Below are 24,143 nucleotides of genomic sequence, written 5' to 3'. Positions count from 1 at the left end.
GCCCCGGGCCACCAAACTCAAATAATGCCCTGCTTCGTGCGGGGCATTTTCTTTTGGTCGTGTGGATTAGGTGGCCACTTGACAAAGCGTACGCTTTTACGTACCATATTGAAAAGGAGTGAAATCATGACCACATTAACCGCAAGTGAAGCTCGAGCAGGTCTCTACCGTTTGATTGATCAAGCGGCAGAGTCACACAAGCCAGTAGTCATTTCTGGTAAGCGCGCAAATGCTGTTTTAGTTTCTGAAGAAGATTGGAGCGCTATTCAGGAGACGCTGTATCTATTGGCAATTCCAGGAATGCGTGAGTCAATTAAAGAGTCAATGGCTGAGCCAATTACTAAAAGTAAAAGGGCATTGAAGTGGTGACTTGGAATTTAGCTTATTCCAAATATGCCATTAAGGATGCTAAAAAACTATCTGCCGCAGGCCTTAAAGATAAAGCCCAGGCTTTATTGGATATTTTAGAAGTAGACCCTCTCCAAAACCCGCCGCCTTATGAGAAGTTAGTTGGTGATTTAAAAGGATCTTACTCACGTAGAATTAATATTCAACATCGCTTAGTTTATGAAATTTTGCGCAAGGAGAAGACGGTTCGAATCTTAAGAATGTGGACTCACTACGAATAAAGTAGGTATTAGTCTAAAGCAGAGTCAGGCATCCTAGGCCGTGGTTGATTCCGCCCCGGGCCACCAAGAAACACTAAAACTACCTTCGGGTAGTTTTTTCATTTGGACTTCCGCTGCTAGGATGTCTTAATTAAGACGATCGTCTAGTTGCAGGATGCTTGAGCGCTTAGTTTTTTGTAATGGACCTAGCAATAAACTGAAGGATGACTTGCGTAACTATTGCCACGACGACCGATGACAGAGCTGCTATCAAAATAGAAGTCTTTGGCAGTAAAAGCGTTAGGGTTAAAAAGAATGCTGCAAAAGAATATAGACCCTTGACCATTCCACGGTAAACCTGTGTGACATGAGTGGGCCCTAAAGTATTGTGAGTAAATACAGCGAGAACCAGCCCAATGACTGGAAAAACCGCAAGGATCCCACTCCAAACTTCACCTAAAGCCCCAGCCAAAGTGGTAACAGAGAAAGTTAACAAAGCGCCAACCAACATGCGCCAAGGAAGATCATGTAATTTAGTATTTGGTGTGGCAGTCGGTTTTGTGCGAGGTAGAAGGAGCGGCGTCATTATCAGCGAACTAATCGCGATTAGTAATGCAATACTAAGACTTGGTGTGGTCATGGATAAAGTAAACGCCAAAATGAACCATGCTATCAACGAAAAAAGTAGGGCGTAGATCCAGCGCAAACGAATACATGCCCAAGAGTAGATTAGTCCAAAAATAAGTAGGCAGGCTGTAGCGGAGATTGCAGATGTAGAGGTTAAAGCAGCAAATTCAGAACCTTGTTCAAGTGCAATGAAAATAATAATAGGCCCCGCTACAACTGGAAAAGCACCCATTAATCCCGCAATGCCAGAACCCCATTTACGACCCGCCAAGGTAATTAAGCCAATAAAGAGAGGAACTATAGTGAGTTTAAGAATGAGCAGCACTGTGTGATTATAGGTAGTAACGCTTTGGATTCGATATTCTCGTGTCGTTGGTTTGACTCTGCCCCGGGCCAGCAAGAGACACCAAAACCACCTTCGGGTGGTTTTTTCACTAAAGGATATTTGTATTGGTGTCGTTTGAAACGACAAAAACTAAGGGGCAATATCTACAGCCCTTATTTTGACCGGTCTAGCTCTTAAAGAGATTCGCCAGGAACGCATCAATAGTGCGAGTTGCCTTCTGCGTAGCATCATCATCTTTGCCAACATGGGGATTTAATTCAACGCAAGCATCAGAGTATTTGAACTCTTGATTTGTTTGAGTATTGATAAGATTGCCCGCCGTCTTTTCAACAATCCTACAAGACCTAACCGTTTGGGCATCTTTTGAAGCTACAGGGGGAATCGCTCCCAGTGGTGAGTCAAAAGCATGCGGGCCGAAATCATATTCAAACATCTCAACATTTTGGTTTGCCGCTTTTAATTTACCTACATAGTCCCTGCAGGCAGTGATAGGGTTGTAGTCGTCCGTAATACCGTGATGTAGTTGAATGGGTTTGCCAGTAGTTTTAGTGTCATCAATGTAGCTTGTCACGCAGTCGGCATAAAACGGAATATGTGCAGCAAATACAGTCCCGCTTTTATTCCACATCCTATTAAATCTCTCAACACCAGCAAATAGAGCCGCTTGCCCACCTCTAGAAAAGCCCATCATGACAAACTTATTAGAATCCAGGCGTGGATGCTTGGCTAAAATTTCCATTGCTTTAAAGCTATCAAGAGCCAGGCTCAGTCTACCTAACAAAGCTTGATTCGGACCGACAATAGTGAGGCCTCTTCCTGTAAAGCCATCCAGACTGAAAGTGGCATAGCCTTGCCCTAAGAAGTGATTAGACCAGTAGTCGATATTTGCGCCCATTCCACTTGAGCCATGTACCAAGAAGACGACTGGAATTTTTTGGCCAACAGGTTTGGGTGGAAAGCGGAGAATGCCATTGACCATCACCTCCTTGCCATTTTTATCCCCTAGTAAAAACTGCTTATCGGAAATTGTTAAGCTCGGAATAGAGTAAATTTCCGAGCGTGGCGAATAAACAATATCAGTCCCAGCCTGTGAGCAGAAAGATGCCGTCGCCAATAGCGCTATCAGTAAGTACTTCATTTAATTTTATCTCCGATGTTTTTTATAAATCTGTGTTGTTAAAAATAGTAGCAGAATTTATGGCAAAGATCCGCAACGAAAGCCCCTTGGAGGCTGGATATAGTGTGATTTAGGGATCCTCGGCCATGGTGGATCCCAGTCCGAGCCAGTAAGAATCACCGTAGCCAACTTAATAATCGTGTTTTGGATGTGATCGCATCTCAGAATATAATTATTACACTTGAGTAAAAAATAATTAAGCGGATATCACAGTAAAACTTTAAAACAATAGGCAGACTTTTATGACAACAGTAAAGCAAGTTATTGAGAAAAAATCGAATACTATTTTTTCTGTAAAATCATCTGATACCGTAGAAAATGTCTTGTTGCTGATGCGCGAGCATAGAGTAAGAGCCGTTTTAGTTATCGATGACGGATTTTTGGCGGGGATCGTGTCACAGGGAGATTGCGCTATAAAAGTGCTATTGCCTAATAACAATCCAAAACAAGTGGCCGTCTCAAAAATAATGACAGCAAAACCACTTACCGTAACGCTTTCTAACTCACTAGAGGAGTGTATGGCAATCATGGTTCACAAGCACATCAGACACTTGCCAGTACTACAAGAAGCTAAAGTGGTTGGGGTAATTTCTGTTGGAGATTTAGTAAAAAGTATTATCGAACATCAAGGTAGTCAGATTAAATTTCTAGAAACTTACATTCATGGTCACGGAGCATAGTTTTTGTTGTAAATAAATTGAAAGCCCTGGTTGGATTCCGCCCCGAGCCACCAAGAAGCACAATAGCCCACTTGATGGGCTATTTTCTTTTGGTCTGGTGGGTGAGCTTCAGTTAGTGAGGGTGATGATAATTTGTAATATCACCCAAAGACTATTTCTGAAAAAAAGTTGCTAAAGTCTTTAAGCGCTGTAGGGCTAGAGGGGTTGGCAGAACATTCTTCACCCTGTTATCAATCGGATCCATGCCAACTTTAATTAGATTAAGTTGAGCCAGTTCTTTTGTAACAGCATGAAGCGTTGCCTGAGATCCAGCTGTTTTTAATAAAATAATGTTGTTGATGTGGCAGACTTTATGGGTAAGATATTGTGTGCATATGTAGTCCAAAATGAAAGCTTGCCTATCGTTCACATGATAGTTTTTATTGATTGATCTTGCTTTATCGATTTTTAATAAATATTTGAGCATGGTGGTTACCATAGCCCCTTTTTCCTAGAATAGATATATTTATTGCTACTAATGCTTGGGTATGCCAACAATCAACTTTTGGGCTATTTTGTTTTAAGGTCTGGTAGGGCTAGGCGCTATTAGTTTCGGATACGCCTATCATGAGCTGCCTTCAAAAAAAATCAATTAGATATCCCCTGCGTTAGTGATGTTGCTTAGTGCAATGTTAAAGGGATTTACTCCTCTAGCAGGCTTCTCAGCATCCAAGCAGTTTTTTCATGGATATCTTGTCGTTGGGTAAGCAGATCAGCTGTAGGCTGGTCGTTTGCTTTTTCAACCAAGGGAAATAGTTTACGAGCAGTCTTCGCTGTTGCTTCTTGAGCTTTTACAAGATGCCTAACCATATCCATTGCCTTTGGAGTTCCCTCAACCTCTTTAATCGAAGTTAATCTTGAGAACTCTTTATAGGTACCTGGTGCTGGCTCTCCAAGAGCTCTGATTCGTTCTGCTATTAAATCAAGTGCCGCCCATTGCTCTGTGTATTGAGCCATGAACATGGTGTGAAGGGTGTTAAACATCGGGCCCTTCACATTCCAATGAAAGTTGTGAGTCATCAAATATAAAGAGTAACTGTCTGCTAAAAGGCCTGATAACCCATTTGCAATCGCTTTGCGATCTTTTTCACTAATGCCAATATCTATTTTTGTACTCATTTTGCCCCTGCTTCTTAGATGAATTTCGTTATCAGTTGATTGACCTATCATGCGCTATTTTATGGTTAAAAGATATGATGTTCTTGGCATCAAGAGATGCTTGATTTTCTGGTGGAATAATAATTCGTAAAATACTAAAGAGGTGCGTCTAGAATCTCTGTAACTTCAGCTCAACCAATAAAGGAAACTATGAATACATTTGACGCAATTCGCGAGCGCAGGGCTGTAAAGTCTTTCGACCCCAATCATCAATTGACTCAGCAAGAGACAGAGCAACTCCTCGAGTTAGCTATGCAGGCCCCATCATCTTTTAATATCCAGCACTGGCGCTTAGTGAATGTTACTGATAAAGCCCTGAGGGCGAAGTTAAGAGAGGCTGCGCATGATCAAGCTCAAGTCACCGAAGCATCTTTGCTGTTTGTAGTGACTGTCGATATCAAGGCTTGGGAAAAGGATCCTGCGAGATACTGGGTAAATGCACCCAAGGAAGCTCAAGATATATTGGTACCTTGGATTCATCCTTTCTACTCTGGCAAAGAGCAATTGCAGAGAGATGAGGCAATGCGCTCTGCGGGGATCATGCTTCAAACGATGATGCTTTCTGCCAAAGCAATGGGTTATGACTCTTGCCCAATGGTAGGTTTTGATTTTGATAAGGTTGCAGAGTTGATTCATTTACCAAAAGGCTATGCTATTGCCGCCATGCTAGTAATTGGTAAAGGTATAAAGCCGGCCTGGCCAAAACCAGGATTTATACCTAAGACAGAAATGATTATCGAAAACCATTTCTAAATATAAACACCTTTAGCTTGGTTTTACCTATGCAATCGCTAGTCAATCCCATTCAAAGCGAGTGACCAAAATCACGGTTAAAGTGTCTAATCAACCAAAAAGGAGTGAATATGAATCGTGTAAAAAGTGCATTAATTGCATTGGTGGCTACAGCTACTTTGGCAGCCTGTGCATCAATGACCGGAGTGGCGTTGGCGCCATTTACCAAGGCTAATGATGGTGTATTGGCTGGAAATAATAGTATGACCTTGTATACCTTTAGCAAGGATGTTGGTGGTTCAGGCAAGTCAGTTTGTAATGGTATGTGCGCGAGCAATTGGCCGCCACTGTTGGTGGAGGGTGGCCCGGCTGTTTCTGGAGATTATTCAGTGATTACCCGCGATGATGGCAAAAAACAGTTGGCGTTTAACGGTATGCCTTTGTATTTCTATGCAAAAGATGTCAAGCCAGGTGATAAAACTGGTGATGGTCGCTTAGAAGGTGCTTGGCGCATTATTAAGATGTAAAAAAGTTTTAGCTTTAGGCATCGCTGGCACTAGCCGACTTTGTTCTTGGCCCCTTTGAATAGCAACCTCCGGATGGTTTCATTTGAATTCATGCCTCCTGGCAGGGTAAGTCAATAAGACTACTATCAGTAAGGTTTTTTGTTTTGGTTGAAGAGTGTCACCACAAGATCTATTCTGAGTCTATATAAACAAAAAGAGGCAAACCATGATTAAAAAAATTTCCCTATCAGTAGGTGCTGTGTCTGTTTTATTGCTGACAGCTTGCCAGTCAATGGAGCACGGCACTGGTCAAAAAGCGTCCGCTAGCTTAGATTCGCGCTCAGGATCAAATGCAAAAGGCACGGTAAATTTTGTATGGCAAGGACATGATGTTTTGGTAACCGGAAACTTTTCTGGATTAAAGCCAAATGCTGAGCAAGGATTTCATGTGCATGAAAAAGGAGATTGCTCCGCGCCTGATGCTACCAGCGCAGGTGGCCACTTTAATCCAGACACAAAATCACATGGAATGCCTGGAAGTGGTGCCAATCATGCTGGAGACATGCCAAACATCAAATCAGATGCCAACGGTAACGCTACTTACTCTGCAAAGCTAAGTGGCTTTGCTGTTAATAATGGGTCAACTGGTATTTTAGGAAAATCTGTTGTTGTGCATCGTGACCCCGATGATTACAAATCACAACCAGCAGGCAACTCAGGCCCAAGAATTGCATGCGGCTTGATTAAGTAGTATTGACCTTAGTCATAGGTTAGTACAAAGAAAAACCACCTCCGGGTGGTTTTTTCATTTATGAGCTTAATGCAGTAATTCAGAGATCCCTTTTTAAACGACAATAGATATTCATAATAAAAATACAGGACAAATTATGTACAAGCTAATCGCCTTTGATGCTTATGGAACACTGTTTGATGTCTACTCCATGGGCCAACTGGCAGAAGAACTATTTCCAGGGCATGGCCAGGCGTTTGCTTTGATGTGGCGAGATCGCCAAATTGAATACACGCGCTTAGTAACAATGAGTGATCCCAATCCTGGCGGTAGTAAGCACTATTTGCCATTTTGGGAATTGACGATTCGTTCATTGCATTATGTCTGTAAGCGGATGAATTTGAATCTCACACCAGAATATGAAAAGCGACTGATGGATCAGTATGCCAAGCTAACTGGTTTTGAAGATAGCTTGAACGTTCTAAAAACTATTAAAGAAAAAGGTTTATCTACAGCCATATTGTCTAATGGCAGCAGAGAGATGCTTGCTACTGTAGTAGATAGCAATGGCTTAAAGCCCTATCTAGATCAAGTGGTGACGATTGAGGATGTGCGCCTATTTAAAACAGATCCTCAAGCATATGGACTTTTATTAAAAGCATTTCCTGTTAAGAGAGAAGAAGTTCTCTTTGTATCGAGCAATGCTTGGGATGCGCTAGCGGCTAAGTGGTATGGCTTCGATGTATTTTGGGTCAATCGCCTGGGTCACCCCTTTGAAGAAATTGGTGAGAAGCCAAATTATGAAGGCAGCTCTTTAAGCAAAGTGTTGGAAGTAATTTAATTTCAGAGGGCCGAACCTGAGGCTCTCCGGATGAGCGTAAAGTAGTTATATAAAGCGAGGGACTATGACTACTATTACACCCACTAATGAAGAGCTACAAATTCTTGAGTCCCTTCGGGAGCATAGGCGCAAGCATCGCAAAGGCTTTCCTCGTAATATTTCAAGTCATATTGAAGCTTACGCTCCAGGGTTAACGACTGGCCAGAAAATTTCTGATGTTGTCGCAAAAACGGTAGGCTCATGGAAATTTATCCTAGTTCAAAGTGCATGTATCTTTGTTTGGATTGCTTACAACTCAATAAACAATAAAAGTGCATGGGATCCCTACCCATTTATTTTGCTTAATTTGATGCTTTCTTTTCAGGCCGCATACACCGCCCCAGCAATCATGATGAGTCAGAATCGACTGTCAGAGATAGACCGTCAACAGGCCAGCAATGATTTTGAGGTCAATGTGAAGGCAGAGTTGGAAATTGAACTCCTGCACCAAAAAATTGATTTGTTGAAGGAGAAAGAGCTATTCGCTTTAACGAAGGCAGTTGAGGCTTTAAGTGAAAAGCTAGATGGCATGCGTAAGTAGCCCACTTTAATATCACTAAACTACCAACATGAAGCATCTTCTTTACTTTTTTCTGATTGCATCGTGCGGTATTGCCTTGGCGCAAGAGCCATCCAATACCTATGACCTAAAAGTAGCTGTCACGAGGACTGGCGATCGCTTCCAGGTAAGTGCAAGCTATGAGGTGCCGATCACCCTATGTGAAGCCTTTACATTCATTACTGACTATGAGGGCGCTAAAAATCTACCTGGAGTAGTCGACTCAAAAGTGCTCTCTAGGTCAGGCAATAAAGTGAAGGTCGCTCGCTTGCTTGAGGAAAGAATTCTATTCATCCCATTTGAAATACGTTCTGAGTTGGAGTACGTCGAGTCCCCCTATAAAACATTACTTTTTGAGCAACTCAACGGTGACACAAAGTATTACAAGGGAAGTTGGCGGCTATTTTCCGAGAAGGAATTCACTACCTTTAAGTACGATGCCCAAATTGAACCGAATTCCTTAGTGCCATCGGCAGTAATTGAATTCTTCATTAAAAATATTTTGCGTCGACAATTCGAGTCAATGGCCGAGGTCGCATCACTGAAGAAGTCAGCGCTACCAAAGACTTGTAGATAGGCTATGGCTTAGTAAGCTAAGATTATATTTATGACAAATCTCAATCAATTACCTGTCGACTTACCTATCCCTCAAGATGATGGGGCTGCCGATCACTTAGTGGGCATGAGCTTGCCAGCCATCTCGCTTGGAACAACGGCCCATGGCCAATTTAATCTCGGCCAGACTCAGGGGCGTATCGTGATTTACTGTTACCCAATGACAGGTCAGCCCAATGTTCCGTTGCCGGATGGATGGGACCAAATCCCGGGAGCAAGGGGATGCACCCCACAAAGCTGCTCATTTAGGGATCACTATCAAGAGCTTCAATCGCTTGGCGCGGATGTTGTAGGGCTGAGCGTGCAATCTACTGAATATCAACAAGAGATGGCGGATCGTTTGCATTTGCCATTTCCAGTGCTCAGTGATGAGGAATATCAATTTCAGCAAGCTTTGCGCTTGCCTACCTTTGTTGCTGCTGGAATGACGCTATTAAAGCGCATTACCCTGATCGCAAATGATGGTGTGATCGAGGCCGTTCACTACCCCATCTTTCCAAGCGACAGTGATCCGGCTTGGGTGATTGACTATTTAAAAAATAGAGCTGCTTAATTGTTATTGGGGTGAATGTATTTTGCCCTTTAGGTGATAAATGCTGCTTTGCAGCAAAATTTCCTTGCTAAACCTAAAATAAGCTATTAATATGGTGCAGTGCAACAAATAACCAATTAATGGGAAAAATCATGTTCAAAAATCAATTTGCAGAAAACCAAACTAAATCCGCAGAAAGTGCACGTGCACTAGGCCAAACTGCCCTTGAAAATGCTCAAGAGTTAGCAGAAATCAATTACCAAGCTGCACAACAAGCTGTTGCAAATGCACAAGCTAAAGCAGCTGAATTAATGAAAGGTAAGGATGCAAAAGCAGCCCTAGACCTTCTGCAAAGCCCAGAAGTACAAGAAGCCGTCACTGAAGTTGCTGAGTATCAGAAAAAAGTTGCTGCAGTACTGCGCCGTGGTAACCAAGAGCTGGTTGAGGCTGTAGAGGCTGCCATCAATCAATCACAGGACGATCTGAAGAGTTTCGTGGCTGCCGCTACATCAAAGGCGCCTGCTGGATCAGAGGCGTATGTCAGCTCCTTTACCTCCGCATTCAATACGGCAATGCAAAACTTTGACCAAGTACGTTCAAGCACTCAAGATGCTTTTGCAAACTTTGAGAAAAGTGTAGAAACTGCAATGAAGAGTGCACAGGGTCAATTTGGCCATGCTCCAAAAGCAAAAAGTCGTACCAAGTAATTGGCGGATCGCTTCAGATAAAAAGCCCCGTAAATGCGGGGTTTTTTATTGGGTTTTTCGCTAATCGGAATGCGGAAAAGATGCAGAGTTAAAAAGTAATGCCCTGATGGCATTGTTAGATTCAATTCTTGATAAGATCGTTCAATCAAATAAAACTTGAAAATACTATGAGACTTGAACGCATCATTACTACATTATTAGTTGGCTTATTTCTTCTGGGCGGATGTTCTAAAGAAGAACCATCTAAGCTCATTAAGGTTGCCATATCGCCCGCGGTTCCCCCAATGCTGTTTGAAAAAGATGGGAAATACTCAGGCATAGACTTAGAGATATTTGAGGGCTACTGTAAGTCACGAGGCTGTACATTTAAAGTAACAGCTTACGATTGGCTTGGCATGCTAGGCGCTGTAACCAGTGGCCAAGCTGATGTGGCATTCTCTGGAATTTCTATTACAGACAAGCGCAAAGAGGTGATGGATTTTTCCAATCCTTATTTCACTAGCACCTGGCAGTTGATAGGTTTAAAAAACCGTAATATCAAAATAACAGATTTATCACAGCTCAGTAAATACACAATTGCCTATCCGACAGGAAGTGTATTTGATGATTATGTGAAAAATGTATTACAGCCAAAAGGCTATTACTCAGTTGAGCAAGTAAAGCTATACCCCTCGCCAACCGAAGCCTTACTTGCATTGCAAAATGGTAATGTAGATTTGGTATTTGTTGATAACGTGATGCTAGTTAATTATCAAAAAACTTTAAATCTTCCAGTTAGTAGCAGCTACCAAGTTGTTGGGTTTGATAATCTCGGGTTTGCTTTCAAAAAAAATTCTGAGCTGCGCGATGACTTCAATCTGTATCTTGCTGAGCTCGGACCAAAAAAAATAAAAGCCATTATTGATCGCTGGACACAATAAATTAAAGCAATTTCAATATATTAGGTTAGAGTGTTTCTTAAGCAGATTCTTTCAATAATTTATAAGGAAAAATATGTCCCATCATGACAAACTGCTGGCTGAATTTGAGGTGTACCAATCAGAGAATGAAAAGTTCCACGGAAAAGGAATTAAAGCTTCTGCAGCGAGGGCTCGTAAAGCTTTGCAAGAAATTGCTGGTTCTTGCAAAGAGCGCCGTAAAGAAATTACCGCTGAAAAAGAAGCGCTTGAAGGTAAGCCAAAGGGTGAGGGTATGTCACAAGATGCTGCCCGTCATGCTCACATCCGAAAGTAAGCCTTTTCTACAAAAGCAAAAAGTCACCTAAGGGGGATTTTTTGCTTAGAGATCGACGCCTTCTAAGGCGGAACCTTCGAGATGACGAGTGTCAGCCCATTTCTCAACTGACCAGCCCACGCCTTTCTGATGGCTAATCCAATTGAATGAGGCATTTGGCACTGAGGCAACCCGCTCAGCACTTAAGGCTTGCTTGCTAGCAATTCGGTACACCATGTCGAGAGTACCACCATGGCTCACAAGCAAAATCGTTTGGCCTGAATGCTGCTCTTGTATCTTGTCTAAAACAGTTTGAACGCGTATTGCAAATTGCTCAATACTTTCACCACCTGCGAGCTCATGCTCTAGGTCACGAGCAATATGAGCTTGCCAAATTGCAGGCTGTAGTAATGGCGCATCTTGAATCGTGAGTCCTTGAAGCGCGCCAAAATGGCGCTCTCGTAAGGCGCTATCTACCCTTGCTTCTACACCAAATAATTCCACAATAGCATTTGCAGTGTCGGCGGCTCTCTTAAGGTCGCTGGTATATAAAGCATCGAATGACAGCTTTGTATTTTTAATAGCCTGCGCCATTTGGCGAGCCTGCTGGATGCCTTTGGGATTGAGAGGAATATCGGTATGTCCTTGAAGGCGCCTTTCAGCATTCCAAGTAGTTTCACCATGGCGGATGAGGCAGAGTTTTGTGGTCGACATATTGCAATATTCAGTTGAATTATTTTTTCATGGTCCAGGCGCGTGGATTATGCTCAAAGCCCAGGTGCTCATAGTAAGTATTTGCTTTCGGAGCAGCAAGCAGCACAATCATGCAGTCAGGCTTTAAGCGCTTCTTAGTTTCTTCAATGAGCTGCTTTCCTATTCCCTGTCGCTGGTAATGCTCATCTACAGCAAGATCGGCTAAATAAGCCACATAGGCAAAGTCTGTCAGGCTACGACTGATCCCAATGAGTTTTTCACCGTCCCATGCGGAAATGGTGAGATTTGCATTGGCAAGCATCGCTGCAAAGGTTTCAGCACTATCAATTGGGCGGCGCTCCCCGAGAGTTGATCGAACATAAAGGTCGATCGCCTGTTCTGGACTAATGCTTGCATGCTCGGTATAGGTAATCATTCTTCTTGTTCTAATGAGTAGGTCAGCGAATCACCATGGCTAATAGTCCCAGAGACTAGCGCTTCTGCCCTGAGGCCACCCCTATTCTCAAAAGCATTCATGAAGTCGGGCCTTTTTAGCAGGTTGGCTGGACGCTGACAAGGTTCGCATAACTCAGTGCCTTTAAATGCGATACCTCCCAAATAGAAAGTCCGTCCAACGAGACCATTTAGCTCTTCCTCAGAAATTCCCTTGATCACCAGATTTCTTCTGGTATCGCCCTCTCTAAAAAGGGCCTGCTGTTTAGCATGCAACTGGCCATTAGCATTTTCTATGGCCGAGAGAGCAATGAGAGAAATATGGCGTATTTTGAGCTTGGTCTTAGAGAATGCACCAAGACCTAGTGCGTATCGATCGCCCACAATGCCTTCGCCAGCAATAATCTCAGCTTGTGCAAGCTGCACCATTAGCTCGCCTGCTCGAGCAGCAATATAAATGGAGTGAATTTGAGGAAATGCTTTCATGCTGACAGCATATTACATAAGAAAAAGCCCCGGTAATTTCGGGGCTTAGTGCATAGTACTTAGTGTTTAGGCTAGGACTTCTGTTGCAGCGGGTGCCGCGACCGGAGGGCGCTTATTGAGAGCCCTCTGAATCTTTGCTTTCTCTTTAGGCTTGGTGCTCGATTCGAGCAATTTACTGAGTTGAGTCACATTAAGTGGTCCCAATTTAGCTTTGCCAGTTTTGCTCACCATAGGGTCGTTTTTTCTGTTTCTTTGATTTTGGCCAGCAGCCATATAGTTTCCTAGAGTCTTGGAATGATGAACCTCTGAGCTTGCTCAGCAGACTCCCCTATTTAGGGCGCGGAATAGTGATCACAGATCAGAATAACAGTTAAGCAGTCAAGGCGCTATGATTAGATCCTGATGAATATCTCCAATCTTATTTTTGCCGCCATTATGGGTGGGCTCATGTCATTAAGCATCACCTTAATCACCACTTTGGTACGCGTAGGCTTTGTGCAGAATTTCTTTTGGGTATGGCTGGAGCTTTGGGTGCTTACCTGCCCGGTTGCGATTATTTGTATTTTGATCTATCGCCCATTTGCTAGCAAGCTCACTGCAAGTTTAGTAAAGAAGCTGGAGCGATGATTCATTTCAAATATATCTTATTACTAAGCATGATTGGCTTGAGTGCTTGCGCTGCGGTTTATACCGATGCATCAGATGCGAATCATGTGACCTTTCTGAATAGTGATGGCGAATCTATTGCCTCACTGACACCAAAAGCCAATGCGTACTGCGCACAGTACGGCAAGACTGCATCGTTTAGAAAAAACAGTACTCAGTTACTTGCGGTATTTGATTGCAATTGGCCGCAATCAAGCCCGCGCTAGAATTAACCAGCAAGATCTGATTGATAGATCAGGCCTGCATGTTCTCTTAGGGCATGGAACTGAATAGATTCCCAGCGCTGTTGCGCAACATCGAGCTCAGATTTATGACTAGCTAAAAATACGGAAGCGCCCACAACATCCTCTGCCATGCGGTGAATATTTTCTAGCATGAATTTTTTGAGTGCCACAGGATCTTCGGAGCTTACCCAGCGAGCCAAGTTATAACGTGCCGGCAGTAAACGCACTTCCGCCCCATATTCAGTTTGTAGACGGTGGCTCACCACTTCAAACTGCAATTGTCCAAATGCGCCAAGCAACATAGTGCCACCAGTCATGGGGCGAAATACCTGAATCGCACCCTCTTCACCAAGCTGCATTAGACCGGTGCGCAATTGCTTGGAACGTAATGGATCTGCGGACTCGACCATACGAAAAATTTCTGGAGCAAAAAATGGTAAGCCTGTGAATTGCAACTGCTCGCCTTCGGTGAGCGTATCGCCTAGCCGAAGTAGGCCATGGTTTGGCAAGCCAATAATATCTCCAGGAAAGGCTTCATCTAAGATATCGCGTCGTTGTGACAAGAAAGATAGCGCATTATTGGTGCGCACTTCTTTGCCATTACGGCAAATCTTTAGCTTCATGCCGCGCTGAAAATGCCCCGAGCAAATGCGCAAGAAAGCAACGCGATCTCGATGGGCTGGATCCATATTTGCTTGAATCTTAAAGACTACTGCAGAAAATTTATTCTCCGCTGGGCTCACTTCGCGTTGTAATGCTTTGCGTGATCCCGGTGATGGCGCAAGCTCAACTAAGGTATTGAGAATTTCACGTACACCAAAATTATTAATGGCTGAGCCAAAGAATGCCGGCGACTGACGGCCTGCTAGAAAGGCTTCACGGTCAAAGGCGGGCATTGCATTTTTAATTAAATCTACTTCAGCAAGCGCATTTTCAAGATCAGTGCCGAGACGCTCTTTTAGGGCGGGATCGTTAATATCAACAATAGCATGAGAATCTTCAGTCACGCGATCTTCGCCTGCCTTGAACATACGCATTTGAGAGTTAGCAATATCAATTACGCCAGCGAAGGATTTACCCATGCCTACTGGCCATGTAAAAGGAACTACTTCAATACCGAGTGCAGTTTCAATTTCATCCATCAACTCCATGGGTGGCTTTACTTCGCGATCCATCTTATTGATGAAGGTGACGATTGGTGTGTTGCGTGCGCGGCAGACTTCAAGCAAACGCAAGGTCTGTGACTCAACACCATTAGCAGCATCAATCACCATGAGTGCAGAATCCACTGCAGTCAATACGCGATAAGTATCTTCGGAAAAGTCTTGGTGGCCCGGGGTATCTAGAAGATTAATAATGCAATTGCGATATTCCATTTGCATCACTGAGCTGGCTACAGAAATACCACGCTGCTTCTCAATTTCCATCCAGTCAGAGGTCGCATGTCGGCTGGCCTTACGGGCTTTAACACTACCCGCAATCTGAATCGCTCCCGCGTATAGCAAGAGTTTTTCAGTAAGCGTGGTCTTGCCGGCGTCTGGGTGAGAGATGATGGCAAAGCTACGGCGTCTTAAAACTTCTGCGCCGGGCGTGCTGGAGGTGGTGGTATCGATGGTAATTCTGCGTTTAATCTAAGTGACAGAATTATAGACGGGTAGCGCTTCTTAGAATTGCTCTTCGGGCCTTACAAAGCGCCATTTCCCGGGCGGTAGGGCGCCCAGAGAAATTCTACCCATACGCACACGTTTGAGACCTAAAACTCGGAGGCCAACGATTTCACACATGCGACGAATTTGACGCTTGCGGCCCTCGCGCAGAACAAAGCGAAGTTGGTCTTCATTCTGCCAGCTGACCTGAGCGGGCTTTAAAACGACACCATCTAATTCCAGGCCATGTTTGAGGCGATCTAAATCTTCAAAAGAGAGTGCGCCCTCCACTCGGACTAAGTACTCTTTCTCGACGGGGCTGTTTTCGCCAATGAGGAGTTTTGCGATACGACCATCTTGAGTTAAGACCAGCATACCAGTGGAATCAATATCCAGGCGACCAGCAGGTGCTAGGCCGCGGGTGTTAAAGCGTGGGTTACGTCCCTTATCAAGCGGGCTAGCAAAGTAATTCTCGGGAGTGATCAGCGAGGCTGCTGGTTGATACTCTTGCTCATCATCAAAGTGAGAGATAAAGCCGACTGGCTTATTCAAAATGACTGTAATCCGGGATGCTTGCTGCGCTTTAGCGCCAGACTGGAGCTCAATTTTCTGATGGCGAAAAGCTCGTGAGCCCAGCTCATTGACTACTTCACCATCGACTGTGACCAAGCCTTGCTCAATATAAGAGTCTGCTTCACGTCGGGAGCAAAGACCTAGCTCAGAGAGTAGCTTGGAGACACGTATTTTTTCTTCCATGACCACATTATGAATTACAAGGCAATGAAGTACGCATTCCGACCAATTTTTATATAAAAAACTATATTTGACGGAAATACTTTTAATTGCTAATTTAACTGCAAGTTAAGTCATCATGGAATGATAAATATCCAAGGGAAGTCCAACATGAATAGTCGAAGATCATTTTTAAAAACCTCAGCAAAAGCGCTTGGCGGCCTCACATTCTGTGGTTGTGGCTTGCTGCACGCGGCAGAAGTGCAAAACAAAGGGCCAAGACGTATTACCCCAGTTTTTATTAATGGCAAACGTATAAAGGCAATAGATGTACACGCCCATTGCCTTTTTCAGGATGCAATTGATCTTATGGGGGAGGATGCAAAGTCAGTGCCCCCTCCCACAAAGGGGGTGCCAGAGCACTTCATACAGATCAATGAGCGCATTAAGGCAATGGAGGCGCAGGGCATTGATATGCAGGTTTTGAGCATTAACCCCTATTGGTATAGGAAAGATAAAGATACTGCTGCAGAAATATGTAGACTTAATAACTTGCATCTTGCTGAGTTATGCGCAATGCGGCCAGACAAGTTTGCCGCCTTTGCTTCCTTAACTATGCAATACCCCGATCTAGCCGTGCAACAGCTTGAGGATGCCGTTAAGAAATTAGGTCTCCGAGGGGCGGCCATTGGGGGAAGTGTCTCAGGCCAAGATTTTTCAGATCCTAAGTTCCATCCTGTGCTGGCTAAGGCCCAAGAGTTAAACGTAACCCTTTTCATTCATCCACAAAGCACCCCCCAGTTAGCCCAAAGATTTAAAGGTAATGGTTGGATGTCAAATGTTATAGGTAACCCGCTTGATACAACAATTGCTTTGCAGCACTTAATTTATGAAGGTGTTTTAGATAAGTATCCGCAGTTGAAAGTATTAGCAGCGCATGGCGGTGGATTCTTGGGTTCTTATGCCCCCCGAATGGATCACAGTTGTTTTGTTTCTCCTCAAAACTGTAATCCCGAGATTGTCCTGAAGAAAAAACCTACTGAATATTTAAACCAGCTGTATTTTGATTCACTGGTATTTACGCCCGAAGCACTTCGCCATCTGGTAGCTCAAGTCGGAGCAAGCCAGATTGTTATAGGCACTGATCATCCAATCCCCTGGGAGGAATATCCGGTAGAGCATGTAATGAGTACTTCGGGCCTCAGTAATTCTGATCGCATTGCCATACTGGGAGGAAACGCAGCAAAATTATTGGGGATAAAAATCTAAGCCCCGGCCGACGTGTTAATAGGGGCTAGCCTCATTGTGTGGCCTGTTTTTAAAGCGCTTATGAACCCAGTAGTATTCGGCTGGCCTGAGTCTAATTTCTTTTTCAAAAATAGTGTTGAGCCGCGCTGTATCCGCTTCAGGATTTTCGGTTGGGAAATTTTCAAGGGGCTTGCTAATGGTACAAACGTAGCCAGCTTCATCTTTCTTAAGAGTGGTGATCATCATGCAGACCTGCGCCCCTGTGATTTTGGCTAGACGCGATACAGCTGTGATTGTATTAGTTTGAATATTAAAGAAGGGAACGAAAGCAGAGTCTTTGAGGCCCAAATCAATATCAGGCGCAATGATGATGAAACTTCCCTTGCGGATCTCTCGAATAAGCTCAAGTGTGTTTCCTTGCCGATCAATCGAATTTCCACCGAAGCGATTGCGCCATTCAATAATCTTCTTGTTAAAGAAAGGACTTTTCATTCTTTGAAAAAAGCCAGAGGTGCGTGGCCAACCTTTTTCCTTGGCAAGCGCACTCAGAATAATGCTACCCTCAATGCCAATAAAATGCATGTTTACTAAAATGCGCGGCTGTCTATCGTTTAGATCAACCTCCGAGCGAACCTCAATCATATCAGCAAGCTGTTTTTTACTGCCCAGCCAAATAATGCTTTTTTCAACTAAGCTGCGGCCTAGTAGTCGCCAATGTTGCTTTCTAAGTTGATCAACTTCTGTGTCGCTTAGCTCAGGAAAACAGAGCTTCAAGTTTTTTTGGACCACGCGATTGCGATCATTGGGAATGTGGGCTGCCAGATGGCCTAAGCCATAGCCAATAGAGACTAAAGCCTTGTAGGGAAGCGATACTAGAAATCTAAGGAGTGCTACCCCAGAATAGTTTGAAAAGTTTTTAAACAAAACTCAACTTATTCAGCGTCATAGCGAGATAAAGATTTGGCGTAGCGCACATTCATTTCTTCGGTAGAGCTAATGGACATACCCAAATCATTGACTAGGCCAGTTTCGAGACGGTAAGTCCATCCATGTACCGTGAGGTCTTGCCCTCTAGCCCATGCATCTTGAACAATAGTAGTTTCACAAACATTGACTACTTGTTCAATGACATTGAGCTCGCATAAGCGATCTTGACGTTTTGGAGATGGGATCATTTCACCAAGATAGCGCTCATGTTTTTGATGAACATCCTTCACATGACGCAACCAATTGTCAGCAAGGCCAACCCGTTTATCGGTTAGGGCGGCATGCACGCCTGAGCAGCCGTAATGTCCCACCACCAAGATATGTTTGACCTTCAATAGGTCGATAGCAAACTGAATTACAGATAAGCAGTTCAGATCGGTATGGACCACCACGTTGGCAACATTGCGATGTACAAAAAGCTCGCCAGGCAGCAGGTTCACAATATCGTTTGCGGGTACGCGACTATCTGAACAACCAATCCATAAATATTCTGGGGCCTGCTGTGAAACTAAGCGCTTAAAGAAATTAGCATCTTTAGCGACCATGGATTCTGCCCATTCGCGATTATTGGCAAATAGCTGGTCTAAGGCGTTGGAGTTCTTCATAATCATGGTTTGAGTTTAAAGTACTTTAATGAAGCCTATTTGGTTAAAGCAAACCCCCGCCGGCATTGTTCTTAATCTGCATTGCCAGCCGGGCGCAAAACTGACTAAGGTGGTTGGCCTGCATGACGGCTGCCTCAAGATATCTTTGCAGGCCCCCGCCCTCGAAAACAGGGCCAATGAAATGCTGCTCTCTTGGCTTTCTAAGCGGCTGAGGGTGCCGCAAAAACAAATTCAGCTTTTGTCGGGACAAAGTAGCCGCGTCAAGAGAGTGGAAATCTGGGGCTCAATCACCCCAGAGCAGATTGCTGAAGCATTAAGCCCCTAGTGCCTACCAAAATATGGCGTACAGAATTCCTAAAATTAAAACCCATTTCCCGATGTAATACACGCTGCGATGTTTTGCTTTGAGCTTTTTGGCCTGCGCCCTGAGGTGGTAAAAATACTTAAAGAGAACGTTTACAAATCCCACTTTTTCCCCTTCAACATTTTGGGAAGAGGCTGCGCTCATGACGTAACGCCCAAACCAGCGATTTAATAATTGCACCAATTTAGTGTGAACCGGTCGCTCTACATCGCAAAATAAGACAATGCGTTGGTGATCTGTTTCGTTGGCTGCGAAGTGGATGTAGGTTTCATCAAACATCACGGGTTCGCCATCCTTCCAAAAGTAGCGCTCATTATCGACATCAATAAAGCACTTGGGATCATTTGGGGTGACTAGTCCAATGTGATAGCGTAGCGAGCCCGCATAGGGGTCTCGGTGCCTTACCAGCGTTGCCCCTGGGGGCAGTGAGGCAAACATCGCTGCCTTGATTGAGGGGATCGATTTGAGGATGGCAACTGTTTTAGGGCATTGGAGTTGCGCTGACGGCATTTCTTTGCCATACCAATAGAGGTGAAAGCGTTTCCAGCCTGTCCGAAAAAAGGAATTAAATCCAATGTCGTTATATCCCGTAGCAGCTGCTATGGCACCATCTGCATTTAAGGCGAGCGCCTCATCGCGGATGATTTGCCAATGATCTTGGAGGGGCTTCATTTCGGGAAAGTCTGCAACGGGAATAAATGCCCCGGCCTTGGTTTTTGAAAACAAATAGAGCAGGCAGTTAATTGGCGCTAAAAGTACTTGGTAGTCTGTTAGAGAGCGAACTAAGCCAAATCGCACTTTCCCTCTAGAGTAAACGTAGACAGCCGATACAACAAAGATCAGAAAAATGACGTGACGTAGTTCCATGGAATATACCAATTAGCGTTAATACCAACATTTTAATTTGTATGGAGCGCCATTTCACTCCTATTTTCGTAATGAATATGCTCCAATGTTGATTAGGGCCCTAGCAGGCCACAGGGAATGCACCCAATCGGTGCTGCAAAGATGACTTGTTAAGGAAATTCATATGAATAGATTCGTAAAATGGCTTTTCAGCCTAATATTGATTAGCTTGGCTGGTTTGGCAGCTTATACCTGGATTATGTTCAATTGGAGCTACGGCAGCGGTGAACGTGCCGGTTACGTCCAAAAGTTTTCCAACCGAGGCTATGTATGTAAAACCTGGGAAGGTGAGCTTGCAATGGTGTCCATGCCGGGAACCATGTCAGAAAAATTCCTTTTTACAGTGCGTGACGATGCTGTAGCACAAAAAATTAACGCTAATCTGGGCAAAAAAGTTGCCCTTAAATATGAACAGCATATTGGATTGCCTACAAGCTGTTTTGGCGATACCGAGTATTTTGTATCCGATGTGACGGTTATAGAAGAGTAAAAAATAGGCAATAACAAAATTTACTGTGCCGCAGCTTTATTTTTGTAATTTTTTGTGGTTAAAATCATATAAGCGCAAAGTGCGCTGATATCAATATCTATAAGGAGCTTCACTTGAACAAAGCAGAACTAATCGCAGCGATTGCTGACGACGCTGAGATCTCAAAAGCCAAAGCTGAATTTGCATTGAATTCTGCTATTGAGCAAATCATTAAAGCTGTTACTAAGGGCGACTCAGTACAACTGATCGGTTTTGGTACTTTTTCTTCTGGTAAGCGCGCTGCACGTATGGGCCGTAACCCAAAAACTGGTGAGCCACTCAAAATTGCTGCTGCTAAAACTGTTAAGTTTTCTGCTGGTAAAGCATTTAAAGATTCAGTTAACAAGCGCAAGAAGTAATTCTTGCTTTGTTGATGAAAAAGCCCGGCATGCCGGGCTTTTTCGTTTCTAAGGAAAATGCAAAAAAGTTTGCACCGATGCCTAAGATCAAATCTTAGCTTTGTACCAAGCGTCGATGGCGATGAATACTCATCAAAATGCCAGCACCAAACCCCAAGGTTACCAAAGCGGTTCCTCCATAACTGATGAAGGGTAGTGGAACTCCAACTACGGGCAATAAGCCACTTACCATGCCGATATTGACAAAGGCGTAGGTAAAGAAAATCAGCGTGACAGATGCGCCTAGTAGGCGAGTGAATGGATTGGGTGCGCTAGCAGAGATGGCCAAACCCCGTTTAATCAAGGCAAAGAAAAGTGCCAACATCACTAAGTTACCCAGCAAGCCAAACTCTTCCGAGAAAACAGCAAAGACAAAGTCGGTATGTTTTTCGGGAATGAATTCAAGATGGGCTTGCGTGCCCTGGAACCAGCCTTTACCAAAAAATCCACCGGAGCCGATTGCAATCATCGACTGAATAGTATGAAAGCCTTTTCCAAGTGGATCGCTACTCGGGTCGAGCAAAGTGCACACTCGATGTTTTTGGTAGTTATGAACTAGCGGCCACACAACATCTTGGGCGCAGATAGTGCCGCCAAAAATAATGATGAGGATGATTCCAAATGCACCAATACCTACGAATGGTAGGATCCATTTCCACGGCAATCCAGCTAGAATGATTACATACATACCGGCAGCAAATACCAAGAGTGCAGTACCCAAGTCAGGTTGACGTGCAATGAGTAGCACTGGAATCCCAAGAATGATTGCTGCCACCCCATAGTCCCAAGACTTTTGAATGCCCTCCCGTTTTTGGAAGTACCAGGCTAGCATGAGTGGCATTGCAATTTTCATGATCTCAGACGGTTGAATTACAAAACCAATATTCAGCCAACGTCTTGCACCTTTTTTAATTAACCCAAATAATGCGACTGCAATCAGCAGCGCAACTCCAATTCCATAAATCCATACTGCAGCCGTCTCCAACCACTTTGGTGGAACGCGAGAAACAATCCACATGACCACAAAAGAAATTGCTAAGTTACGCAGCTCATCCTCAAAACGAACTGGTGTATTTTGACTTGCAGATAAAAAAGTAATAAATCCAATGCCTGCTAAGCCAAGCAGAATTAGGCCTAGCTGGCGATCAAGGCCACTAAAAATACTGAGGAATATATTCTTTGCTTTATCTATGGCGCTCTTTTCCATTCAGGAATCTCCTTTGGCCATTTACCTTCAAGATAAAAATCAAGTGCTTTACGCGCAATTGGCGCAGCATACTGAGCGCCAAATCCCGCATTCTCAACAACCATCGCAATGACGATAGTGGGCTTTTCTGCAGGGGCAAAAGCAACGTACAAAGCATGATCACGTAAAAATTCTGCTGTAGAGCTGTGCTTATATTCTTTCGAATTCAAACTGAATACCTGCGCTGTTCCAGTCTTGCCGCCAACTTGGTATCCGGTGCCTTTGAAAACAGATGCAGAGGTCCCAGAATTATTTACCTCAACCATCGCTTTCTTAATCACCTCAATATTCTCGGGTACGAGATCGATTCGATAACTTTCTTTAGGTGTAGTCAGCGTGCGATTTCTTGTAAAGGGATCTTCAATTGCTTTAACTAGGTGTGGCTTCATGACGATACCGTTATTTGCCATGTTTGCCATTGCATGAGCTAACTGCAAAATAGTAAATGCGTTATAGCCCTGACCAATGCCTAGAGAAATTGTTTCGCCTTCATACCATTTTTGCTGCTCTGGCTTTTTAAAAGTATTTTTCTTCCACTCAGTGGATGGAAGTATGCCTTTGGATTCGCCCTGTAAGTCGATGCCAGTAATTTGACCAAAGCCAAAAGGCTTCATGAAGTCATGCATCATGTTGACACCCATGTCACGTGCCAACAAGTAGTAGTAGGTATCGCAGGAGTCCACAATTGACTTTTGCATATCAACAATACCGTGCCCACCTTTTTTATCGTCTCGGAAAGTGTGGTTACCAAACTCAAAATACCCAGGATCGGAAATCGTTTGTGATGGCGTACGCTTTTTAGTTTCTAAACCGGCGAGCGCCATAAATGGTTTATAGGTTGATCCCGGCGGATAAATTCCCTTAAGCGGGCGGTTATAGAGTGGTTTCTGTGGCGAGTCATTCAGCTCTTTCCAAGTTAATGAGTCGATGCCCTCAACAAAGTCATTGGGATTAAAGTTAGGCTTAGAAACAAATGCCAAGATATCGCCAGTCTCAGGCTCAATCGCAACAAATGCACCCCGGAAATTTCCATATAGTTGCTCAACTAAGTATTGCAGCTTGATATCAACCGAGAGGACCACATTTTTCCCTGGTACCGATGGTGAACTAGAAAGTGTGCGCACGGGTTTGCCGCCTGCAGTAATCTCGACCTCATCATATCCTGGCCTGCCTCGCAATACTGTTTCGTAACTTTGCTCTATACCAATTTTCCCTACATAGTGAATGCCCGGCAGAAATGAAGTTTGTAATGCATCAGGATCACCCGCTTTGGAGTTATCAATTTCAATTTGCATGCGCTCGATATCTTGCTTAGAGGCTCGCCCAATATAACCAATCAGATGCGAGGCTAGCTCGTTATAGGGGTACTCTCGAAAGCTTCGGGCACGTATCTCGACACCTGGAAAGCGATAGCGATTAACCATAAAGCGGGCTGTTTCTATTTCGGTGAGCATCGATCTGAGGGGAAATGTGCCCATTTTGCGAGAATCTTCAAGTGAGCGCTTGAAATTTCTGCGATCTCTGGGGGAAATCAACACAATTTGAGAGAGCTCATCGATCAGCTCATCAACATTGCCTTTAACTTCTTCGGCATTTACATCTAAGGTCAGTGCTGAATAGTTTCTGCCAATGACGATTCCATTGCGGTCTATTAAAAGACCGCGATTTGCTGGTGCGGGAACTAATGCGATTCTATTGCTTTCTGCCAGCAGAGCGTATTTGCTATGACTCACTAGTTGCAGCCACACCAATCTAGTGACTAATAACAAGAAACAGACGGTGACAAATAGGGTCGCAATATGAATGCGCTCTTGAAACGAGTCGAGATCTGGTTTTTTAAAAGAAACCATGT

General features: G+C 44.0%; 34 protein-coding genes. 19 read left to right on the top strand and 15 right to left on the bottom strand.

From position 1 onward, the window contains the following. Positions 1-126: 126 nt before the first annotated feature. The gene (locus FD977_RS10590; protein ID WP_072584031.1) at positions 127-369 is read left to right on the top strand and encodes a type II toxin-antitoxin system Phd/YefM family antitoxin; all 243 of its coding nucleotides are present in this window, start codon (positions 127-129) and stop codon (positions 367-369) included. Next, entirely contained in the window at positions 363-629 is a 267-nt protein-coding gene (locus tag FD977_RS10585; protein ID WP_371743111.1) for a Txe/YoeB family addiction module toxin, read from the top strand. Before FD977_RS10590 ends, FD977_RS10585 begins: the two co-directional genes overlap by 7 nt. Positions 630-795: 166 nt before the next feature. On the opposite strand, the gene FD977_RS10580 is transcribed toward FD977_RS10585, so the two are convergent. Both FD977_RS10580 and FD977_RS10575 read right to left on the bottom strand, forming a co-directional pair. Further along, positions 796-1,560, bottom strand: a complete 765-nt coding sequence (locus FD977_RS10580) for a hypothetical protein (protein ID WP_215305566.1) — start codon at positions 1,558-1,560, stop codon at positions 796-798. 187 nt (positions 1,561-1,747) lie between these two features. After that, the gene (locus FD977_RS10575) at positions 1,748-2,719 is read right to left on the bottom strand and encodes a dienelactone hydrolase family protein (protein ID WP_215305565.1); all 972 of its coding nucleotides are present in this window, start codon (positions 2,717-2,719) and stop codon (positions 1,748-1,750) included. Positions 2,720-3,000: 281 nt separating this feature from the next. On the opposite strand from FD977_RS10575, the gene FD977_RS10570 reads away from it, so the two are divergent. Further along, positions 3,001-3,438: a CBS domain-containing protein gene (locus FD977_RS10570; protein ID WP_215305564.1), complete on the top strand. Its 438-nt coding sequence runs from the start codon at positions 3,001-3,003 to the stop codon at positions 3,436-3,438. A 151-nt stretch (positions 3,439-3,589) separates the two neighbouring features. Here the strand turns inward: FD977_RS10570 and FD977_RS10565 are convergent, their stop codons facing one another. Continuing rightward, a complete protein-coding gene (locus tag FD977_RS10565; RefSeq protein ID WP_215305563.1) occupies positions 3,590-3,916 on the bottom strand; it encodes a hypothetical protein in 327 nt (108 codons plus the stop codon). A gap of 203 nt (positions 3,917-4,119) precedes the next feature. Then, on the bottom strand, positions 4,120-4,596 hold the full coding sequence (locus FD977_RS10560) for a Dps family protein (protein ID WP_215305562.1): 477 nt from the start codon (positions 4,594-4,596) through the stop codon (positions 4,120-4,122). Positions 4,597-4,785: 189 nt separating this feature from the next. On the opposite strand from FD977_RS10560, the gene FD977_RS10555 reads away from it, so the two are divergent. From FD977_RS10555 to FD977_RS10510, 10 genes are all read left to right on the top strand, one after another. Further along, positions 4,786-5,388, top strand: coding sequence for a nitroreductase family protein (locus tag FD977_RS10555; RefSeq protein ID WP_215305561.1), 603 nt, complete (start codon positions 4,786-4,788; stop codon positions 5,386-5,388). Between the two features lie 110 nt (positions 5,389-5,498). Then, positions 5,499-5,894, top strand: a complete 396-nt coding sequence (locus FD977_RS10550) for a hypothetical protein (RefSeq protein ID WP_215305560.1) — start codon at positions 5,499-5,501, stop codon at positions 5,892-5,894. Positions 5,895-6,099: 205 nt separating this feature from the next. After that, positions 6,100-6,624 (top strand): superoxide dismutase family protein, encoded by a 525-nt coding sequence (locus FD977_RS10545; RefSeq protein ID WP_215305559.1) that lies wholly within the window; start codon positions 6,100-6,102, stop codon positions 6,622-6,624. Between the two features lie 136 nt (positions 6,625-6,760). After that, on the top strand, positions 6,761-7,444 hold the full coding sequence (locus FD977_RS10540; RefSeq protein ID WP_215305558.1) for a haloacid dehalogenase type II: 684 nt from the start codon (positions 6,761-6,763) through the stop codon (positions 7,442-7,444). A gap of 64 nt (positions 7,445-7,508) precedes the next feature. Beyond that, positions 7,509-8,024 carry a DUF1003 domain-containing protein gene (locus FD977_RS10535; RefSeq protein ID WP_215305557.1) on the top strand — a complete coding sequence of 172 codons (516 nt, stop codon included), beginning with the start codon at positions 7,509-7,511 and terminating at the stop codon, positions 8,022-8,024. A gap of 28 nt (positions 8,025-8,052) precedes the next feature. Beyond that, complete coding sequence (locus FD977_RS10530; RefSeq protein ID WP_215305556.1) at positions 8,053-8,619, top strand: SRPBCC family protein; 567 nt, start codon at positions 8,053-8,055, stop codon at positions 8,617-8,619. 30 nt (positions 8,620-8,649) lie between these two features. Further along, positions 8,650-9,210, top strand: coding sequence for a peroxiredoxin (locus FD977_RS10525; RefSeq protein ID WP_215305555.1), 561 nt, complete (start codon positions 8,650-8,652; stop codon positions 9,208-9,210). Between the two features lie 131 nt (positions 9,211-9,341). Next, complete coding sequence (locus FD977_RS10520; protein ID WP_215305554.1) at positions 9,342-9,896, top strand: phasin family protein; 555 nt, start codon at positions 9,342-9,344, stop codon at positions 9,894-9,896. A 167-nt stretch (positions 9,897-10,063) separates the two neighbouring features. Further along, positions 10,064-10,816, top strand: a complete 753-nt coding sequence (locus FD977_RS10515) for a transporter substrate-binding domain-containing protein (protein WP_215305553.1) — start codon at positions 10,064-10,066, stop codon at positions 10,814-10,816. 73 nt (positions 10,817-10,889) lie between these two features. Further along, complete coding sequence (locus FD977_RS10510; protein WP_215305552.1) at positions 10,890-11,129, top strand: hypothetical protein; 240 nt, start codon at positions 10,890-10,892, stop codon at positions 11,127-11,129. 45 nt (positions 11,130-11,174) lie between these two features. Here FD977_RS10510 and FD977_RS10505 read toward each other — a convergent pair whose 3' ends face one another. The 4 genes from FD977_RS10505 to FD977_RS10490 form a co-directional block, all read right to left on the bottom strand. After that, on the bottom strand, positions 11,175-11,822 hold the full coding sequence (locus FD977_RS10505; RefSeq protein WP_215305551.1) for a histidine phosphatase family protein: 648 nt from the start codon (positions 11,820-11,822) through the stop codon (positions 11,175-11,177). Positions 11,823-11,841: 19 nt separating this feature from the next. After that, a complete protein-coding gene (locus tag FD977_RS10500) occupies positions 11,842-12,237 on the bottom strand; it encodes a GNAT family N-acetyltransferase (protein ID WP_215305550.1) in 396 nt (131 codons plus the stop codon). Continuing rightward, positions 12,234-12,740: an MOSC domain-containing protein gene (locus FD977_RS10495; RefSeq protein WP_251369492.1), complete on the bottom strand. Its 507-nt coding sequence runs from the start codon at positions 12,738-12,740 to the stop codon at positions 12,234-12,236. Before FD977_RS10495 ends, FD977_RS10500 begins: the two co-directional genes overlap by 4 nt. A 66-nt stretch (positions 12,741-12,806) precedes the next feature. Continuing rightward, positions 12,807-13,013 carry a hypothetical protein gene (locus FD977_RS10490; RefSeq protein WP_215305549.1) on the bottom strand — a complete coding sequence of 69 codons (207 nt, stop codon included), beginning with the start codon at positions 13,011-13,013 and terminating at the stop codon, positions 12,807-12,809. A 129-nt stretch (positions 13,014-13,142) separates the two neighbouring features. Here FD977_RS10490 and FD977_RS10485 point away from each other — a divergent pair, with 129 nt between their 5' ends. Continuing rightward, a complete protein-coding gene (locus FD977_RS10485) occupies positions 13,143-13,367 on the top strand; it encodes a DUF2798 domain-containing protein (RefSeq protein WP_251369491.1) in 225 nt (74 codons plus the stop codon). Further along, complete coding sequence (locus tag FD977_RS10480) at positions 13,364-13,612, top strand: hypothetical protein (protein ID WP_215305548.1); 249 nt, start codon at positions 13,364-13,366, stop codon at positions 13,610-13,612. Before FD977_RS10485 ends, FD977_RS10480 begins: the two co-directional genes overlap by 4 nt. Before the next feature lie 2 nt (positions 13,613-13,614). On the opposite strand, the gene FD977_RS10475 is transcribed toward FD977_RS10480, so the two are convergent. Then, complete coding sequence (locus tag FD977_RS10475; RefSeq protein ID WP_215307135.1) at positions 13,615-15,243, bottom strand: peptide chain release factor 3; 1,629 nt, start codon at positions 15,241-15,243, stop codon at positions 13,615-13,617. A 51-nt stretch (positions 15,244-15,294) separates the two neighbouring features. After that, positions 15,295-16,032 (bottom strand): pseudouridine synthase, encoded by a 738-nt coding sequence (locus FD977_RS10470; RefSeq protein ID WP_215305547.1) that lies wholly within the window; start codon positions 16,030-16,032, stop codon positions 15,295-15,297. A gap of 147 nt (positions 16,033-16,179) precedes the next feature. Between FD977_RS10470 and FD977_RS10465 the strand changes: the two genes are divergently transcribed. Further along, on the top strand, positions 16,180-17,277 hold the full coding sequence (locus FD977_RS10465; RefSeq protein ID WP_215305546.1) for an amidohydrolase family protein: 1,098 nt from the start codon (positions 16,180-16,182) through the stop codon (positions 17,275-17,277). A 15-nt stretch (positions 17,278-17,292) separates the two neighbouring features. On the opposite strand, the gene FD977_RS10460 is transcribed toward FD977_RS10465, so the two are convergent. After that, positions 17,293-18,180: a lipid A biosynthesis acyltransferase gene (locus FD977_RS10460; protein WP_215305545.1), complete on the bottom strand. Its 888-nt coding sequence runs from the start codon at positions 18,178-18,180 to the stop codon at positions 17,293-17,295. 8 nt (positions 18,181-18,188) lie between these two features. After that, positions 18,189-18,854 carry a carbonate dehydratase gene (can, locus tag FD977_RS10455; RefSeq protein ID WP_215305544.1) on the bottom strand — a complete coding sequence of 222 codons (666 nt, stop codon included), beginning with the start codon at positions 18,852-18,854 and terminating at the stop codon, positions 18,189-18,191. 22 nt (positions 18,855-18,876) lie between these two features. Here can and FD977_RS10450 point away from each other — a divergent pair, with 22 nt between their 5' ends. Beyond that, the gene (locus FD977_RS10450) at positions 18,877-19,173 is read left to right on the top strand and encodes a DUF167 domain-containing protein (RefSeq protein WP_215305543.1); all 297 of its coding nucleotides are present in this window, start codon (positions 18,877-18,879) and stop codon (positions 19,171-19,173) included. A 3-nt stretch (positions 19,174-19,176) separates the two neighbouring features. Here the strand turns inward: FD977_RS10450 and FD977_RS10445 are convergent, their stop codons facing one another. Continuing rightward, on the bottom strand, positions 19,177-20,079 hold the full coding sequence (locus FD977_RS10445; RefSeq protein WP_215305542.1) for an aspartyl/asparaginyl beta-hydroxylase domain-containing protein: 903 nt from the start codon (positions 20,077-20,079) through the stop codon (positions 19,177-19,179). A gap of 163 nt (positions 20,080-20,242) precedes the next feature. Here FD977_RS10445 and FD977_RS10440 point away from each other — a divergent pair, with 163 nt between their 5' ends. Together FD977_RS10440 and FD977_RS10435 are read left to right on the top strand one after the other, a co-directional pair. Then, on the top strand, positions 20,243-20,608 hold the full coding sequence (locus FD977_RS10440; RefSeq protein ID WP_215305541.1) for a hypothetical protein: 366 nt from the start codon (positions 20,243-20,245) through the stop codon (positions 20,606-20,608). 95 nt (positions 20,609-20,703) lie between these two features. Then, positions 20,704-21,006, top strand: a complete 303-nt coding sequence (locus tag FD977_RS10435) for an HU family DNA-binding protein (protein ID WP_256442663.1) — start codon at positions 20,704-20,706, stop codon at positions 21,004-21,006. A gap of 94 nt (positions 21,007-21,100) precedes the next feature. On the opposite strand, the gene rodA is transcribed toward FD977_RS10435, so the two are convergent. After that, positions 21,101-22,252 (bottom strand): rod shape-determining protein RodA, encoded by a 1,152-nt coding sequence (gene rodA, locus FD977_RS10430; protein ID WP_215305540.1) that lies wholly within the window; start codon positions 22,250-22,252, stop codon positions 21,101-21,103. Next, the gene (gene mrdA / locus FD977_RS10425) at positions 22,234-24,141 is read right to left on the bottom strand and encodes a penicillin-binding protein 2 (RefSeq protein WP_215305539.1); all 1,908 of its coding nucleotides are present in this window, start codon (positions 24,139-24,141) and stop codon (positions 22,234-22,236) included. The genes rodA and mrdA overlap by 19 nt, the downstream gene beginning before the upstream one ends. Positions 24,142-24,143 lie beyond the last annotated feature (2 nt).

Source organism: Polynucleobacter sp. AP-Elch-400A-B2 (assembly GCF_018688355.1).
In the GTDB taxonomy this organism is placed as follows: domain Bacteria; phylum Pseudomonadota; class Gammaproteobacteria; order Burkholderiales; family Burkholderiaceae; genus Polynucleobacter.
Note: the sequence above shows the minus strand (reverse complement) of the source record. Positions and strands in the feature narration are given on the sequence as shown.